The following is a 16,223-nucleotide window of genomic DNA, read 5'->3' on the forward strand; positions in this document are numbered from 1 at the left end:
CTGTTGTCCGCAGCCCCGGGGCGCCGGACGGGCCGACACACAAGGGACTCTTTCCGGCTTTAACAGGAAGGACTCTTTCCTGCTAAAGCCGGAAAATAATTCGTTTCACGAGCGAGGGCCGCGCCGTAGAGTGGGGTTATGTCTCCCAAGGAATCATCCGGTGGACAACCTGGCAGCACCTGGATTTTTCTGACCTTCATCCTCCCCATCATCGGTCTCTCCTCCATCGTCCGCGGCATTCACGATCTCTCTCACGGCGGGGGCTGGTGGACCTACGTCACCGGGACGTTCTTCCTGGTCGTCGGTGCCGCCATCTGGGGTGTCCGGCTGGGTGTCGTGTGGAACCGCCTCATGAGGCGGCGTAAGGTCTCTCGCTAGTCACCGGATAAATCCGCTGTTCGGCTACATATGTCGGATTGGCCATCTGGATATGGGCGGCTTCGCAGACTGAAGATTGTTTGTCCGGGCCGTGAAGGAATCACCCTTTCGGCCCGGACCAACATTCAGGACAGATAGCCCGATTCGACAATGCGCCGGGCCGAGGCCTCGTATCCCTCCCCACCCTCGGGGGCCAGTGTCCCGAGCCCGTCGACGTAGCGGTTGAACATGCAGAACGCCGCCGCGATCAACACGGTGTCGTGGATCTCCAGATCGGTGGCGCCCTCCTTGCGGGCCGCCTCGACCAGTTCCCGGCTCACCTCGCGGGCGTCGCCGCGCACGACGCCCGCGATCCGCAGCAGGGCGCGCAGCTTGCCGGAGACCGGTGCCGCGTCCAGGTCGGCGCGCACCTGCTCGACCAGGGTCATCCCCTCGTCGAGCTGGGCGGCGGCGAACGCCGAGTGGGACGCGCAGCAGAAGGAGCACTCGTTCAGACCGGAGACGTAGGCGGCGATCAGCTCGCGCTCACCGGCGGACAGCGGGTGCGGCCCGCGCAGCAGTACCTCGGCCAGCGCGCCGAGCGGCCCGGCCGTCTCCGGCCTGAACCGCATGAGTCCGGAGATGCCGGGAAACGCGCGCTCGTCCACGCCGAGATCGATGTGTGCCATGACGTCACTCCTCGAAGGATCGGTAACACCAGCGGAGAAGGCCGATGGTGACACGGCGTCATCCCGCATGTCTTCGCCGAAAGTGCGCAGAAGGTGACACGTCCTGATCCGGCCAACTACGCGTCATTGACAGTCTTCTGGGGGTCCCCCATGGTCAAAAGGGGTCACGAGCGGAGGCCATGTCACCCATGAGTGAAACGCACCAGTACGTCATCGTCGGAGCGGGGCCGGCGGGCCTCCAGTTGAGCTACTTCCTGCAACAGGCGGGCGCCGACTACGTGACGCTGGAACGCGCGGACGCCCCCGCGAGCTTCTTCCGCACCTACCCCCGTCACCGCAGGCTGATCTCCCTCAACAAGGTGCACACCACGAGCACCGACCCGGAGATCAGACTGCGCTGGGACTGGAACTCGCTGCTCAACGACTCCCCCGGACTGCTGTTCCCCGACTACAGCGCCGAGTACCTCCCCGGGGCCGACGACCTGGTGCGCTACCTGTCCGACTTCCAGAGCCTGCACGGCCTCGCCGTCCGGTACGGCACCGCCGTACGCCGGATCGAGCGCTCCGGTGACGGCTTTCTCGTGCACGCCGGGGACGACGTGCTGCGCTGCCGGTGCGTCGTCGTGGCCACCGGGTGGGGCGCGCCGTACGTGCCGGAGATCAGGGGCATCGAGCACGCGGTCGGCTACGAGGAGATGGACACCGACCCGGCGGTGTACGCGGGCAAGCGGGTGCTCGTCGTCGGCAAGGGCAACTCGGCGTTCGAGACCGCCAACGCCATCCTCGGCCACGCGGCGATGGTGCACCTGGCCAGCCGCAGACCGCTGCGCCTGGCGTGGAACACCAAACACCCCGGTGACGTACGGGGTCAGTACGGGGCGATCCTGGACAGTTACCAGTTCAAGACGCTGCACTCGGTGCTCGACTGCGTGATCGACGAGATCTCCTGGACCGGCGAGCACTACGAGGTTCGCATCACCTACACCCACGCCGACGGGGAACAGGCCGTGCTCGAATACGACGCGGTCATCCGGTGCACCGGCTTCAGGATGGACACCTCGATCTTCGACCCATCCTGCCGTCCGGAGACCGAACGCGACGACAGGCTCCCCTCGCTGCACCCGGACTGGCGTTCGTCCAACGTCGACGACCTCTACTTCGCGGGCACCATCGCCCAGGCACGGGACTTCCGCCGGGCGTCCTCGGCCTTCATCGACGGCTTCCGCTACAACCTGCGCACGCTCACCGCCCTGCTGCGCGAACGCTACGAGGGGGTGGCGCTGCCGTACGACACGGTTCCCGCCGACCCGCAGAAGCTGATGGCGCTGGTGCTCGACCGGGTGAACTGGAGCTCGGCGCTGTGGACCCAGTTCGAGTACCTGTGCGACGTGCTGGTGCTCGACGAGGCGAGCGGGCTGGTCAGGCACTACACGGACCTGCCGGAGGACTACGCGCTCTCCCGGTTCGGGGACGAGCCCCACTACTACACGGTCACGTTGCGCTGGGGGCGTGAGGACTACGGCGACGTCTTCGCCATCGAACGGCACCCCGAGCCAGGCCGGGCGCGGGAGAGCGCCTTCATCCACCCGGTCGTACGGCGCCACCGGGGCACCGAGCAGGTGGCCGAACGGCACCTGCTCGAAGACCTGCTGGCCGACTGGCGCCGTCCCGAACGGCACGTGGAACCGCTGCTGGCCTTCTTCGAGGAGAACCTCACCTGAGCAGCCGGTTGATTCCGGCCTGGACCTTCTCGGAGGCCGAGAAGGTGACCAGCTTCTGCTCGGGGTCGTCGGCGAGCTGGAGCACGACGTGCGTCAGCTCGATCTCCCCGAGGGCGGAATGGCGCAGCCGTTTGACGCCGGAGCCGAGCGGCACGACCCGGTGCTGTGGCCACCACTCCCGGACCTCGGGACTCGCCGCGTGCAGGCGTTCGAGCAACGCGCCGAAGCCGGGATCGCCCGGATGCCGTGCGGCGGCCGTACGGAACCGGCCGAGCAGCGCGGACGCCTCGTCCTGCCAGTCGACCATCACCCGGCGGGCCTCGGGGTCGGTGAACATCCACCAGAGCAGGTTGCGGGCCTCCGGCGGCCGGGCGGCCCAGTTGGTCCACAGCGCGCGGGCGGCCCGGTTGGCGGCCAGCACGTCCCAGCACCGGCCGGTGACGTAGGCCGGGCACGGGTCGAGCCGTTCGACGAGCGAGACGGCGGCGGGCGTCTCGGCGGGCGGGGCGCCGTGCGCGAGTTCGTGCAGGTAGCTCCGTTCGGCGGCGTCGAGCCGAAGGGCCGCCGAGAGCGCGTCGAGGACCTGGCGGGAGGGACGCACCTCCCGGCCCTGCTCCAGGTAGGTGTAGTACGTCGAGGAGATGGCCGCGAGCTGGGCGACCTCCTCCCGGCGCAGCCCCCGGGTCCGGCGCCGGGCTCCCGTGGGCAGGCCGACGTCGGCGGGCTGAGCGTGGGCGGTCACATCGCCTACCTCGCGGCCACGGAGTTCGACCTCGACGCCGTGGCCGTCTTCTACGGCGGCTGGCTGCCGACCACCGACATCTCGATCAGCAGGCCGGAACCGACGCTGTCCCTGACCCCGAAGATCACCGGACGCGTCCTCTTCCTCGTCGGCGAGGAGGACCACCTCATCACGCCCGACCAGCGTCGTGAGATCGCGGACGCGCTGAGCGAGGCCGGGGTACGGCACGAGATGGTCGTCTACCCCGGTGTCGGGCACAGCTTCCTCACCACCGACCCCGCCGCCTCGGACGACGCCTGGCGCCGTGTCCACACCCTGCTGACCGGGGACTAATGGTGCGTCACGCGACCTTGGTGGGATAGCTGGTCCGTCGAGCGGATCGGGGAGCCGGCCTTGGGCTCTGCAGCCGCCGCTCCTCCTCCATCGTCAACGCTCGGATGCGCGCCACGATCACCTCCCAGAAGGAATCCGAGAGGTGGCTGCCGGGGCCGCCCCGCCGAGATCAAATGCCAAAGCAATGTTCGGTGACACGCCGCTAGGCAGCCTCTGGTAATTTCTCGGAACAATCTTGGCATTGCATGACATTAAGGTCAATGATACTGTCATATTGACTCCCGGTAATTCATGGCGTCAATCGATTATGTCGTCCCGCTATGGAGAGATACTTGAGAGCACAATTATCCCTGGTGGTGGCCTCCGTCCTCGCGTTAACGCTCACACCTGAGCTGGCCGTAGCAAATACGGATCCGGTGCCATCGGTCGGCGGAATTCGAGCGATTGAGCTCCCGGACGGAACCCATCGAGTCACCCTTACACGTGAGAGCCAGCCGAAGTCCGAGCGGCCCACCATCGACCGCCTCGTCGCGGAAGCGAAGAGCGCTGGTGCCGACCTCAGGCCGGCCCTGGAGAAGTACGCGCGCGATTTCGCAGCAGCCAATCCGTCCCAGGTGGCCGACCAGCCGGACGGCCCGGCCTATTATCCGCCGGTCAAGATCGACGGTATCCGGATCGAGGAACTCATCGATCTCGGCCAAGTCGCTGAGGACGAGGGCATCCCTCATGCCGAGGCCATCAACAGATATGCCTGGCAGACCACTCTGCAGGCGGTGCATAACAAATTGGAGAGCACCTTCCCGGACGAGGCATCCGGCACGAGCCTTCTCAATGACGGCCGTACGGCGAGAATCGGGTTCAAAGGGAAGATTCCCGAACTGGCGCTCCGGCTGGCCAGAACGCTGCCGGGCGAAGTGGAGCTGATAGGGGACAAGGGTTTCTCCAAAAAGGAGTTGCGGGAGACGCTCGAGTCAAGTTCCAAAGAGCTCGGCAAACGTGCCGAAGTGGCCGGCTACGTGGGTAAATATGACATCGAAACCGGCGTCATTCACTTCGAGGTCGAGCCGCAGAAGGGTCTAAAGGATCCCGGGCGGCGCGCCGCTGTGCTCTCCGCCCTGCGGCTCCAGCCTCCAGTCAACCCTCGGATGCGCATCGAGATCAACATCAGCGACGACCTGAACCTTCGTCCCGCTGAGGGCGTTGGTCAGAAGGCCGGCGTCACAGCCGCTGGCCGGAAGGCCGGTGCCGCAGCCGATGATCCCTACCTCCGCGGTGGCGGAATTCTCGCGAGCGGTACCACCGGAACGGTCTGGAAATGCACCAGCGCCTTCAATCTGATCCGTTCCGACGGCTACCACTCCACCACCAGTGCGCGGCACTGCTGGGAACTCTCCGGCGATCAGTACTGGTTCTATTTCAATCATCCGAACTATACCGGAAACCGAACCACTCTCGGTTTCACTCAGAACGCGAGCCGGCAATACGACTTCTCCAGGCTGGTCCAATCGGGATCGGTGAATCTCACGTTCACCCGAACTTTTTACGCCGCGCTCAACCGGCCACGATATGTGACCGCCAACGGCACGAGTCCCGTTGAAGGCTCCCGAGTTTGCTTCTTCGGCCGAACGAGTCACGATGCGGACGGCGAGTACACCTGCGGGACTATCGTCGAATCGGATGTCACTTATCGTATGACCGGTATGTCCGGAGATTGGTTCGGCGGAATCCGAACAATATTCGATGGGTCCCCTCCCCCCGTCACTCAGGGCGGTGACAGCGGCGGACCGCTTTGGTACGGTAACACTGCCTGGGGAATTACCTCGGCGGCTGGAGGGACGAGTCTGTTCGTCGCCACCGACCGCATCAACGATGCAGACGGGCTTGGGACTTCCTGGAACGTGTGGACGTGTCCCACCTGCTGACCGGAAAGCCGTGATCTGAATGGCCCAGGTTTTCCGCTGGGCCATTCTCCCATTTGATGATCTGGACTCGAATATGGTTTCCATGTCTTGGAAAAAGGGCGTGGCCATGCTGCTCTGTTCAGCGGTCGCCGCCTGCTCGGCCACTTCCGGGTGGATCCAGGCAATCGGCAGTGATCCGGTCATCCTGGTGCACACCGGCGGAGAAACTGGTGTGGTGGGGATCGAGAGTCGGCTCGCCTACCATGCGGCGAGCAAATGTGTGGTTCTGCAGGCGGGCGACGGCATCAACATTCCCATCTGGCCGCCTGGCACCGAACCGATCGTCGTCGATGGCCGTCGCGGCGTGGACGTCAAAGGTGTGGGGAGCTTTCTTGATGGAGACCGTGTTCAGCTTGGCGGAAACGCAGCCGATGAGGAGATGGTCCCATCGGACGCTGATGTCCGTCGCTGCACAGGGCTTCCAGGTCGACAGAAGCTCATCGTCATTGGACAAGTTAGGCGCTGAGTCGGCGGCTACCTCGCCGCTCCTGCCCCATATTCACTGATGTTGTCGGCCATGAGGACGTGGCGTTCGTCGATGTTCGGGGCGGCCAGGGCCCAGGTGACGGAGACTTAGGACTTACTCGTCTAGCAGCGGATCATCACCTCCTCCAGCGGCTTGCGGGTCAGGTCGGGTACCCGGACACCCGCCGCCGGGTAACCGACCGGCATCACCAGGTAGGGGCGCTCCTCCGGGGGCCGGTCGCACACCTCGTTGAGGAAGCGCATCGGGCTTGGCGTGTGGACCAGCGTGGCCAGCCCCGCGTGGTGCAGCGCCGCGATCAGCAGGCCGACCGCGATGCCGACCGACTCCTTGACGTAGTAGGGCTTGGGCGTGCTCGGCCCCTGGTGCACCTCGAAGATCACGATCACCACCGGGGCGATCTCCAGGAACGGCTTGTGCCAGTCGGTGCCGATCGGGGCGATCATGTCGAGCCACTCGGCGGAGGCCCGGTGCGCGTAGAACTCCCGCTCCTCGGCCTCGGCGGCCGCACGCAGCCGCCGCCTGCGTTCGGGGTCCGTCACGACGACGAACCGCCACGGCTGCAGGTTGGCGCCGCTCGGCGCGCTCGCCGCCGCCCGTACGGCCGCCTCGATCACCCCCTCGGGCACCGGGTCGGGCGCGAACTCCCGCACCGACCTGCGGGCGGTCATCGTGTCGGCGAACACCCTGGCGTCGTGGGCCATGGCCGAAGGCGGCCTGCGGGCGGTGTCCAGGGGAATCGTCGGGTGCTCTGCGGTCTCGGTCAACGGAAAACGCCTCCCAGTCCGTCCTGCCTCCCCTCAAGGGTGGACCGGGCGGACCGGGATGTCGTTACGCGGACGTGCTCTCCTCCCGGAGGGCGGGCGGGGCCGTACAGGTGATGAGGTGGTCGACGACCCCGGCGAGCCCGCCGTCCTCGGCGGCGCGGCGCTGGCGGGTGGCCCCGTCGCCCTCCCCGGTCAGGCGCTTCAGCCAGCCGGTGACCAGGTCGAGGTCCCCGTGCTCCTCAAGCCCGGGAGCCGCGGCGTCGAGCATCCGTACGGCCAGCTCGGCGGCGGGCACGGGACGGCCGGTGCGCACGTCCACGCCGTACCCGCCGAGCCCGTCGCGGGCGGCCCGCCAGTAGGCGACCCGCATCAGGTCGGCCGAGACGACCGGCCCCGGATCCCCCCGGTCGACCAGCGAGAGCGAGGTCGTCACCAGGCCCCTGACCAGGGCGGCGACCATCGCCGACTCCTCGGCGGTGGTCGGCACGTCGGCGGCCCTGATCTCAAGCGTCGGCTGGTGCGCCGAGGGCCTGATGTCCCAGAAGACCGTGCCCACGTCGACCAGGGCCCCGGCCTCCTGGAGCGTGGCGATGTGGGAGTCGTAGTGGTCGGCCGAGGTGAAGTACGGCGGAGGCCCGGCGACCGGCCAGCGGTTCCACACCAGCGTGCGCCAGCTCGCGTAGCCGGTGTCACGCCGCGACCAGTACGGCGAGTTCGCGGTGAGCGCGATCAACGTGGGCAGGTGGGGCCGCAGGTGGTTGCCCGCGAGCACCGCCCGGTCGCGTTCCGGCAGCTCGACGTGGACGTGCAGGGCGCAGATGCTCAGCTCGTCGTGCAGACCCCTGAAGGTCGCGTTGCCCAGGTCCTGCCGGGGCCCCTCGGTCATCGGCGAGGGGACGAAGTCGCCCAGCACCGGGGTGCCGCTGGCCATGATCCGCAGCCCCTCCTCGGCCGCCGAGGCGTCCAGCTCCGCCCGGCCCCGCGCGAGCTGGCCGTACAGGTCGGTGACCGTACGGCAGGGCAGCGTCCGTGACTCGACCTGGAGCTTGGTGATCTCCCCGCCCACCTGGGGTCCGAGCCGGTCGGCCGCCCGGCGCAGCACCGCCTCCGCCTGGGGCACCGCGCACCTGGTGACCGGATCGACGACCAGGAACTCCTCCTCGACTCCGATCCGCCGGCTGTCCCTGTTCATCGTGTCGCGCCCACTTTCGCGGTAGCCCCGGACGCGCGGGAGCGCGGCCGATCACAGCGTATTAGGGGCGACCGTCCGATGTGGGGCCTTCGTCAGGAAGGCGTCGTCAGAAGCCTCGCTACGAGTGCGGCCAACAGCGCCGCGCGGTCGGGCATCGCCCGTACGTCGACGTACTCCCCCCGCGCGTGCGCGCCGCCGCCGACCGCGCCGAGCCCGTCCAGCGTCGGCACGCCGAGCGCGCCGGTGAAGTTGGCGTCGGAGGCGCCGGGCACGTGCGCGCCGTCCGGCGGAGGCAGGCCGATGTCCTTGGCCGCGGCCTGCGCCACCGCGAGCAGCGGCAGCGCGACCTCCGGGGTCAGTGGATGGCGGTTGATCCCGCCGCCGACGGACAGCACGGCCCCGGGCAGCCGCGCGGTCATCCTGCGGATCTCCAGATCGACCCGTTCGAGCTCGTCCCTGGTCCAGGCGCGGACGTCGACGCAGAGGGTCGCGGTCTCCGGGACGGTGTTCGTCGTGGTGCCGCCGGTCAGCACCGTCGGGGTCACGCTGGTCTCCTCGGCCGGGGAGGCGAACGCCTGCACGGTGAGGACCTGGTGGGCCACCTCGACGGTGGCGTTGACGCCCCGCTGGGGTTCGACGCCCGCGTGCGCCGCCCTGCCGACGGCGGTGAGCCGGTAGAGGGAGCCGCCCTTGCGCGCGACCTTCAGCGCGCCCGCGGGGTCGCTGGCCTCGCAGACGAGAACCGCCCCCGAGCGCAGGGCCTGGCGTTCGATCAGCTCGCGGGAGGTGACGGAGCCGCTCTCCTCGTCGCAGGTGAGCAGCACGCCGACCCGTGAGGTGTCCGCGAGCAGGCCGAGGGCGGTGAACATCTGCACGATGCCCGCCTTCATGTCGTAGGCCCCCGGCCCCGTCGCGCGGTCGCCGTCCACGGCGAAGGGCCACTGCCTGATCGTTCCCGCGGGCCACACCGTGTCGAAGTGGCCGAGCAGCAGTACCCGCTGGTCCCGCGCGGCCCAGAGCAGGTGCGGCAGTCCGTCCCTGACGACCCGCCGCGCCGGTCTGCCGAGTACGGCCTCGCCCCAGCCCGCGACCAGGTCGGCGCAGACCCGCAGGTGGGGGATGGAACCGGGGGGCGACTCGCACGAGACCAGCTCCCCCAGCCGGTCGATCATCTTCGCGCCGTCCTCGTGCGCCGCCCATCGCATGACGCTCAGCGGTCTCATCGGGCTCCTTCGGCAGCGGTCCCCGGCCGTCCGGCGGGCGCCAGGTCCTACGGAGCCGCCGTGATCGCGAGGATGACATGAGGTGCTGACTATCAGTCAATTGTCGGATATTTCGTCTTTTGGGGCTTCTTCTGTGTTGCCTGGCTCCTGGACAGCGGGCGAAATTCATGCGACATATGACCCGGGAACCGGAAGAATGGGTTCTCTTTCTGGTTTGGGGTCTAAGGGGACGGCACGTGCACAGCTACCGGAGTGATCTCGGCATGCTCCGGGATCGGAACTTCTCTCTTCTGCTCGTCGCCAGAACCATCTCGGTGCTCGGCACCTCCTTCGCCCCCGTGGCCCTCGCCTTCGGCGTCCTGGCCCTGCCCGGTGCGACGGCCGGAACCCTGTCGGTCGTCCTCACCGCCGAGTCGCTGCCCATGGTGGTGTTCATGCTCGTCGGCGGTGTGATCGCCGACAGGTTGCCCCGCGACCGGGTGATGATGACCGCCGAGACGCTCAACGCGGCGGCCTTCCTCAGCCTCGCCGGCATGATGCTCACCGGCTGGACCCCGCTGCCCGCCCTGGCGACGGCGGCGGCCATCAGCGGAGTCTCGACGGCCATCCTCTTCCCCGCCCTGACCGGCATCGTCCCTGACGTCGTCGAGGCCGACCGCCTGCAGACCGCCAACGCCCTGCTGGGGCTGGGCACCAACATCTCCCGGGTCGCCGGTCTCGTCATGGGCGGCATGACGGTCGTCCTGATCGGCGCGGGCTGGGCACTGGTCGTCAGCGGCCTGATGTTCGCCCTGGCCGCCGTGCTCGTGGCCGCCCTGCGCCTCAAACCGGCGGCGGCCGCCCAAACCCCGGACGAAGCCGAGGCCGTACGGCCCGCCAGGACGTCGCTCCTCGACGGGGTGCGCTCCGTCTTCACCGACCTGCGCGGCGGCTGGCGCGAGTTCATCTCACGGCAGTGGCTGTGGGTCGTGGTCGCGCAGTTCTCCCTGCTGGTGCTGGCCATGCAGGCCGCGCACGGCGTGCTCGGGCCACTGGTCGCCAAGGAGCAGATGGGCGGGGCGGCGGCCTGGTCGGCCGTCCTGGCGGGCGAGGCGGTCGGCATGCTCGGTGGCATCGTCGTCACTCTGCGGCTGCGGCCGAGCCGCCCTATCCTGATCGCCACACTCATGACACTGCCGACCGCGCTGCCGTACCTGCTGCTCGGGATCTCGGCGCCGCTGTGGACGGTCGTCCTCGGCGCGGTCGTGATGGGTGTGTGCTTCGACGTCTTCGGCGTGCTGTGGAACACCACCATGCAGCGTGAGATCCCGCCGGAGGCGCTGTCGCGGGTCAGCTCCTACGACGCCCTCGGGTCCCTCATGTTCGGCCCCATCGGACTGATGCTGGCCGGGCCCGCGGCGATCCTGGTCGGCCCGAGGCCCGCGCTGCTCGGCTGCGCCGCCCTCATCCTGCTGGCCTCGCTCGCCGCGCTGCTCTTCCCCGGGGTGCGCGGGCTGCGCGCCCCCGTCCAGGAAACGGAGGCCCCGGCGGCGGTCGAGGCGGTGTGAGAACCGGGTTCTCCCTGGTTGCGGACATGTCGCCCCGCCGTTGACACCCCAGGGAGCGCGTGAAACCGTTCCTACGGCGTACGTCCGCGTGCCATGGAGGTGATCACCGTGTCGACCGGCCGGTTCTACACGACCCCCGTAGGCGAGGCGACCTGGGATGTGCCGATGACCGGCGACGCCCGCTTCACCTGGGAGTACGACGAGAACAGGGAGAAGCTGCTTGCCCTGTACCAGAAGGGCAAGGACAAGCAGTGGGACTCGGTCAAACGCATCGACTGGGACATCGAGGTCGATCCGTACGACGCGCTCGGCATGCCCGACCAGTCACTGGCCATCTTCGGCACCAGGCACTGGGAGAAGATGGACGAGCGGGAGCGGAAGCGGGTGCGCCACCATGCCGCCGCCTGGCAGTTCTCCCAGTTCCTGCACGGTGAGCAGGGAGCCATGATCACCGGCGCCAGGATCGTCGAGACCGTCCCCGACCTGGACGCCAAGCTCTACTCGGCCACCCAGACCATGGACGAGGCCCGGCACGTGGAGATCTTCTCCCGCTTCCTGCACGAGAAGCTCGGGCTGGTCTACCCGATCAACGGCAAGCTCCAGGACCTGCTGGGCGAGACGCTCGGCGACTCCCGCTGGGACATGCCCTACCTGGGCATGCAGGTCCTCATCGAGGGTCTGGCGCTGGCCGCCTTCGGCGTGATCCGCGACGCCAGCACCAAGCCGCTGCCCAAGCAGATCCTCGCCTACGTCATGCAGGACGAGGCCAGGCACGTCGCCTTCGGCCGCCTGGCGCTGCGCGACTACTACGCGCAGCTGTCGGCGGCCGAGCTGCGCGAACGCGAGGACTTCGTCATCGAGGGCTGCTACCTCATGCGCGACCGGCTGCGCGGCGTCGAGATCTGGGAGAACTTCGGCATCCCCCGCGCTGAGGCCCAGGAGATGCTCAGGGACTCGCCGTACATCCGGATGTTCCAGAGCCTGCTGTTCAGCCGGATCGTCCCGTGCGTGAAGGACATCGGCCTGTGGAGCGAGCGCATCCGCCAGGCCTACGACGACATGGGCGTCCTGGAGATGTCCAAGGGCGACCTCGACGCCCTCATGCGGCAGGACGAGGAGATCGCCGAACGGATCGAGGTCGAACGCTTCGCCGCGGAGGAGGCGGCGCGCCGCCGGGAAGTGGACGAGGTCATCGCCGAAGCCGCGTCCTGACCGCCGGAAAAACCCTTTGCCGCTGCTCCGGGTGCCCTGTACCTCTTGTACGGCATGCGGAAATCCGAGCAAGGGAGAGTCGTGCCACCGCGGTCAACCGGCAGGGTGCTCATCTTCGACGCCGACGACACGCTCTGGGAGAACAACATCCTGTTCGAGCGGGTCATCGACGACTTCCTCGACTGGCTCGAACATCCGACCCTCGACAGGGCCGAACTCCGCGCCGTCCTCAACGACATCGAGACGGCCAACACGGCGGTCCACGGCTACGGCAGCAAGGTGTTCCTGCGCAGCCTCCGCGACTGCTTCGAGCGGCTCAACGAGCGGCCCACGACCGAGCGGGAACGGCGCCGGATCGACGAACTGGCGGTCGCGCTCGTCGAGCACCGCGTCGAGCTCGTCCCCGGCGTCGCCGAGACGCTTCTCGACCTCGGCACCCGGCACCGGCTGCTCCTGCTGACCAAGGGCGACCAGGCGGAACAGCGCCGCAAACTGGACGCCTCCCAGCTGGCGCACCACTTCGACGGCATCCACATCGTCCCGGAGAAGGACATCGCCGCCTACCTACGGCTGGCCGAGGAGCACGCGCTGACACCCGCGAGCACCTGGATGATCGGGAACTCCCCGAAGTCGGACATCATCCCCGCCCGGCAGGCCGGAATGAACGCCGTCCTCATCCCCAACGCCCACACCTGGGTGCTCGAACAGGCCACCCTCGACCCCGGCGACCAGGGAGTGCTCACCCTGCGGGCGTTCCCCGAGCTGCTCGACCACTTCTAGGAGCTGTTCGAGGTTCGGATCATGTGGGTGAGGTGAAGAGTCTCAGCCACATGATCGAGCCTCGGAGGCGAAGCCCGGCCTCGTGGCTTTCTGAGGTTTTGTCGTAGCGGGTGGCCGGACCGCGCCGGGTCTTGATCCTCCGGCTTGGGGCGCCCCGCTCTCGCCGACCGGGCGGCCGGGCGTCATCCTCCTGGACGGCGCCATCGCGACCTTCGGAGGAGCCGGCCGAGACCCGGTGACGATGTGCGGGGCACCCCCGCGGCGGCAAATTGGGCCGGGTGAACGCCTCTCCGCCACGAAACCGCCCTCCAATCGTGCCGATCCTGATCATCGCCGTCTGGTCGGTGAGCTATCTGCCCCTCAGCCTGCTCTGGGCTGTCGGAGGGCCCGCATATCCCTTCGACGCCGGCCACGCAGGCGTGGGCAACACTCTGCTCGACCCTCTTCCAGCGGCGGCCGGCGGGGCCGTGCTCGCGGTGTCGGCACTGGTAGCCGGCGTCGTCGCCGTGCTCGTCGTCAGAGGTCCGCTCAACCGGGCCCCCGCCGTCGTGGCCATCGCGGTCGGCGTCGGACTGGCGGTGCTCCTGCCTGACGTGCGCATCATGATGACCGCCGGGTATCTGCCGGTGATGCTGGTCGCCGCGCTCTTCGGCCAGGCCGAGTTCTCGATGATCGCGGCCATGCTCACGTGGCCGAGCGTCAACCTGCTCATCCTGATGGCGGCCGGCGTCAGCCTGATGCTCCTGGGGACGCGCGCACTGATCGCAGGGACCGGGCGGCCCGGCAGCGCCGTCGGCGCGCTACGGGCCGGGCAGTACGCGACCGCCGTCGCGGTCGCCGTCCCCGTGGTCTACGCCGTCACCCGCTTTGGCTGGCTGCTGGGCGTTCCGGTCGGGATCAGCGATCGGTTCCTGGCCCACATCGCCGAGATCACCCCGATCGGCGCCGGTCTCAGCACGCTCGGTCTCATCGGTGCGGTCCTGACCGTTGGCTTGGTCCGGCCGTGGGGCGAGACCTGGCCGCGCTGGGTGCCGTTCCTGCGTGGGTGTCCGATTCCGGCGAAGCTCCCGGCCTACTCGGCTCTGGTCGCCTCCCTCCCTGTCACCTCCGCCGGACTGATGTACGTCCGCAAGAAGCTCACCGGTGAGCAGGTCGGCCCCGCGGGGGCGAACAACGAACTGGGGGCCTGGCTGCCAGAGATGTTGTGGCCGCTGTGGGGCGCGGCTCTGGCGGTGGCCGCGCTGGCGTACCTCTCCCGCCGCCGCCACCTCGTTCACACACGCCGACCATAATGGTGGGCGTGCGAGAGCCCCCGTCACCTTCCGACGTCGCGGTGGACTCGTTTCTCAACCGGCATCAGGTGGGCACCGACGCCCTGCTCGCCGTCCTGCTCTTCCTGCCGCTCGGCCTGGTCTCGTTGAGCCTGCTCCGGGCCTCGGACAGTCCTCTGCCGCTCCGCCTGCTCGCGGGTCTCGGCCTGCTGGCGCTGCACGGGTGCGTCGTCCCGCGTCGGCTGCGCCCGCTGGTGGCGTACGGACTGGCCGCCGCGGCGATGCTGCTGCTGGTGGCACTGCCGCCCCTGCACGACCCGGGCGGCGCCTACTATCCGGCGGTGCTGCTGCCGAGCACGCTGGTCTTCGGGCTGTTGCTCTACACGGCCTCCGGCCGGCTCGACCTGCTGCCCAGCCTGGCCTGTCTGGCCATCGCCCTGACGGGTGTGGCCCTGGTCCTGGCGCGTCTGTGGAATCCGGCCTCATGGGGCGGTTCTTCGGGCTCCTACGAGCCGGTCGCGTGGCGGATCGGGCTGTCGGTCGGCCTGGTCGCCGCAGCGGCGTGCCTATGGTCGCTGGGCCGCCTCAGCCGGATCCGGATGTTGTTCCTGTCCGAGCTCAGCGCGAAGGCCGAGCGCGCAGAGGCCGACCGTGCGCGGGAGCGGCAGGAGGCGGCGCGGGCGGAGCGCGACCGCATCAGCCGCGAGATGCACGACGTGGTGTCCCACTCGCTCGCCGTCATGGTCAGCCAGGCGGAAGGTGGCAGGCTGTCCGACCCCGGCTCGCCCGGAGCGGGTGTGTTCGCCACCATCGCCGGGGTCGGGCGTGAGGCCCTGCGCGACATGCGCGGGCTCCTGGGCGTGCTACGCGCCGACGGCGGTACCACTCCGCAACCGGGCCTCGACGATCTCTCCGACCTACTCGACCAGGTGCGCGACACAGGCGTACGGCTCGCCGTACGGGAGGTCGGGGACGCGCGGCCACTGCGCCCCGCCGTCGATCTGACCGCCTACCGCGTCATCCAAGAGGGACTGACCAACGTGATCAAACACGCGGGGGCGACGGCCTCCGCCGACATGACGCTGGCCTGGCGCGCGGACAGACTGCACATCACCATCACGAACGACGGCGCCGGGCCGCCCGCCGGAGAGGCCGGCGTCGGGCTGACCGGGATGCGCGAACGTCTCGGCATGGTGGGAGGCACCCTGGAGGCCGGCGGACGCTCAGGCGTCGGCTTCGAACTGTCGGCCACCCTGCCTTATGAGCCGAGGAGTCTTCCATCATCCGGATCATGATCGTCGACGATCAGGAGCTGCTGCGCAACGGCCTGATCATGGTCGCCAGGTCCCAGCCCGACATTGAGGTGGTCGCAGAGGCCGCTGACGGCCTGGCCGCCCTGTCGGCGCTGGAGTCGCGGCACGTCGACGTGGTGGTGATGGACATCCGTATGCCCCGAATGGACGGTGTCACCGCCACCAGGGAGATCCAGCGGTTGACCGACCCGCCGAAGGTGCTGGTGTTGACCACGTTCGATCTCGACGAGCACGCCCTGGCCGCGCTGCGCGCCGGTGCTAGCGGGTTCATGCTGAAGGACGCGCCAGGTGAGGAGATCATCGCCGCGATCCGGCACGTGCATCGGGGTGACTCGATCATCGCGCCCGCCACGACCCGCCGACTCATCGGGCGGCTCATCGCGAAGGCCGACACCGACCCGGACGCCGTGCTCAAGGCGCTCACGGAGCGTGAGCGTGAAGTCTTCCTCAGCCTGGCCGGAGGCGCGTCCAACGCCGAGATCGGGGCCGAGTTGTTCCTGTCGGAGACAACGGTCAAGACCCACGTGGGGCGCATCCTGACGAAGCTCGGGCTGCGCGACCGGGTCCAGGCGGTGGTGCTGGCGTACGAATCCGGCGTCGTCACTCCGGGCGAGCGTTAGTGGCGGTTTCG

General features: G+C 68.6%; 16 protein-coding genes. 11 read left to right on the top strand and 5 right to left on the bottom strand.

Features of this window, described 5'->3' with window-relative positions; genetic code table 11:
* Positions 1-138 precede the first annotated feature (138 nt).
* Positions 139-378, top strand: a complete 240-nt coding sequence (locus ACFYY8_RS26355; RefSeq protein WP_390045297.1) for a hypothetical protein — start codon at positions 139-141, stop codon at positions 376-378.
* A gap of 125 nt (positions 379-503) precedes the next feature.
* Here ACFYY8_RS26355 and ACFYY8_RS26360 read toward each other — a convergent pair whose 3' ends face one another.
* Positions 504-1,046, bottom strand: coding sequence for a carboxymuconolactone decarboxylase family protein (locus ACFYY8_RS26360; protein ID WP_390045299.1), 543 nt, complete (start codon positions 1,044-1,046; stop codon positions 504-506).
* Between the two features lie 188 nt (positions 1,047-1,234).
* On the opposite strand from ACFYY8_RS26360, the gene ACFYY8_RS26365 reads away from it, so the two are divergent.
* Entirely contained in the window at positions 1,235-2,767 is a 1,533-nt protein-coding gene (locus ACFYY8_RS26365; RefSeq protein WP_390045301.1) for an NAD(P)-binding domain-containing protein, read from the top strand.
* Here ACFYY8_RS26365 and ACFYY8_RS26370 read toward each other — a convergent pair.
* Positions 2,760-3,509 (bottom strand): helix-turn-helix transcriptional regulator, encoded by a 750-nt coding sequence (locus ACFYY8_RS26370; RefSeq protein WP_390045303.1) that lies wholly within the window; start codon positions 3,507-3,509, stop codon positions 2,760-2,762. The genes ACFYY8_RS26365 and ACFYY8_RS26370 overlap by 8 nt on opposite strands.
* Between ACFYY8_RS26370 and ACFYY8_RS26375 the strand changes: the two genes are divergently transcribed.
* From ACFYY8_RS26375 to ACFYY8_RS26385, 3 genes are all read left to right on the top strand, one after another.
* The gene (locus ACFYY8_RS26375; RefSeq protein WP_390045305.1) at positions 3,498-3,842 is read left to right on the top strand and encodes a dienelactone hydrolase family protein; all 345 of its coding nucleotides are present in this window, start codon (positions 3,498-3,500) and stop codon (positions 3,840-3,842) included. The two genes, ACFYY8_RS26370 and ACFYY8_RS26375, sit on opposite strands and share 12 nt — an antisense overlap.
* 353 nt (positions 3,843-4,195) lie before the next feature.
* Positions 4,196-5,764, top strand: a complete 1,569-nt coding sequence (locus ACFYY8_RS26380) for a S1 family peptidase (protein WP_390045307.1) — start codon at positions 4,196-4,198, stop codon at positions 5,762-5,764.
* A 19-nt stretch (positions 5,765-5,783) separates the two neighbouring features.
* A complete protein-coding gene (locus ACFYY8_RS26385) occupies positions 5,784-6,269 on the top strand; it encodes a hypothetical protein (protein ID WP_390045309.1) in 486 nt (161 codons plus the stop codon).
* A 122-nt stretch (positions 6,270-6,391) separates the two neighbouring features.
* Here ACFYY8_RS26385 and ACFYY8_RS26390 read toward each other — a convergent pair whose 3' ends face one another.
* The 3 genes from ACFYY8_RS26390 to ACFYY8_RS26400 all read right to left on the bottom strand — a co-directional run bounded on the left by ACFYY8_RS26390 (position 6,392) and on the right by ACFYY8_RS26400 (position 9,469).
* A complete protein-coding gene (locus ACFYY8_RS26390) occupies positions 6,392-7,054 on the bottom strand; it encodes a nitroreductase family protein (protein WP_390045311.1) in 663 nt (220 codons plus the stop codon).
* Positions 7,055-7,118: 64 nt separating this feature from the next.
* Positions 7,119-8,246, bottom strand: coding sequence for a glutamate--cysteine ligase (locus tag ACFYY8_RS26395; protein ID WP_390045313.1), 1,128 nt, complete (start codon positions 8,244-8,246; stop codon positions 7,119-7,121).
* Between the two features lie 92 nt (positions 8,247-8,338).
* Positions 8,339-9,469 carry a M20/M25/M40 family metallo-hydrolase gene (locus tag ACFYY8_RS26400; protein ID WP_390045315.1) on the bottom strand — a complete coding sequence of 377 codons (1,131 nt, stop codon included), beginning with the start codon at positions 9,467-9,469 and terminating at the stop codon, positions 8,339-8,341.
* A gap of 236 nt (positions 9,470-9,705) precedes the next feature.
* On the opposite strand from ACFYY8_RS26400, the gene ACFYY8_RS26405 reads away from it, so the two are divergent.
* The 6 genes from ACFYY8_RS26405 to ACFYY8_RS26430 all read left to right on the top strand — a co-directional run bounded on the left by ACFYY8_RS26405 (position 9,706) and on the right by ACFYY8_RS26430 (position 16,212).
* A complete protein-coding gene (locus ACFYY8_RS26405) occupies positions 9,706-11,016 on the top strand; it encodes an MFS transporter (protein ID WP_390045317.1) in 1,311 nt (436 codons plus the stop codon).
* A gap of 108 nt (positions 11,017-11,124) precedes the next feature.
* The gene (locus ACFYY8_RS26410; RefSeq protein ID WP_390045509.1) at positions 11,125-12,228 is read left to right on the top strand and encodes a ferritin-like domain-containing protein; all 1,104 of its coding nucleotides are present in this window, start codon (positions 11,125-11,127) and stop codon (positions 12,226-12,228) included.
* 81 nt (positions 12,229-12,309) lie between these two features.
* Positions 12,310-13,008 carry an HAD family hydrolase gene (locus ACFYY8_RS26415; RefSeq protein ID WP_390045319.1) on the top strand — a complete coding sequence of 233 codons (699 nt, stop codon included), beginning with the start codon at positions 12,310-12,312 and terminating at the stop codon, positions 13,006-13,008.
* A 314-nt stretch (positions 13,009-13,322) separates the two neighbouring features.
* Complete coding sequence (locus tag ACFYY8_RS26420) at positions 13,323-14,300, top strand: hypothetical protein (RefSeq protein WP_390045321.1); 978 nt, start codon at positions 13,323-13,325, stop codon at positions 14,298-14,300.
* Positions 14,301-14,308: 8 nt separating this feature from the next.
* Positions 14,309-15,574, top strand: a complete 1,266-nt coding sequence (locus tag ACFYY8_RS26425) for a sensor histidine kinase (protein WP_390045323.1) — start codon at positions 14,309-14,311, stop codon at positions 15,572-15,574.
* Positions 15,571-16,212, top strand: a complete 642-nt coding sequence (locus ACFYY8_RS26430) for a response regulator (RefSeq protein ID WP_390045325.1) — start codon at positions 15,571-15,573, stop codon at positions 16,210-16,212. The genes ACFYY8_RS26425 and ACFYY8_RS26430 overlap by 4 nt, the downstream gene beginning before the upstream one ends.
* Positions 16,213-16,223 lie beyond the last annotated feature (11 nt).

It is taken from the genome of Streptosporangium sp. NPDC001559, assembly GCF_042893955.1.
Classification (GTDB): Bacteria; Actinomycetota; Actinomycetes; order Streptosporangiales; family Streptosporangiaceae; genus Streptosporangium.

What these genes read in the sequence shown, in the direction of transcription:
- ACFYY8_RS26360 (WP_390045299.1), bottom strand. Translation starts at nt 1,046, where the DNA reads ATGGCACACATCGATCTCGGCGTGGACGAGCGCGCGTTTCCCGGCATC.
- ACFYY8_RS26385 (WP_390045309.1), top strand. Translation starts at nt 5,784, where the DNA reads ATGGCCCAGGTTTTCCGCTGGGCCATTCTCCCATTTGATGATCTGGAC.
- ACFYY8_RS26395 (WP_390045313.1), bottom strand. Translation starts at nt 8,246, where the DNA reads ATGAACAGGGACAGCCGGCGGATCGGAGTCGAGGAGGAGTTCCTGGTC.
- ACFYY8_RS26355 (WP_390045297.1), top strand. Translation starts at nt 139, where the DNA reads ATGTCTCCCAAGGAATCATCCGGTGGACAACCTGGCAGCACCTGGATT.
- ACFYY8_RS26365 (WP_390045301.1), top strand. Translation starts at nt 1,235, where the DNA reads ATGAGTGAAACGCACCAGTACGTCATCGTCGGAGCGGGGCCGGCGGGC.
- ACFYY8_RS26400 (WP_390045315.1), bottom strand. Translation starts at nt 9,469, where the DNA reads ATGAGACCGCTGAGCGTCATGCGATGGGCGGCGCACGAGGACGGCGCG.
- ACFYY8_RS26430 (WP_390045325.1), top strand. Translation starts at nt 15,571, where the DNA reads ATGATCGTCGACGATCAGGAGCTGCTGCGCAACGGCCTGATCATGGTC.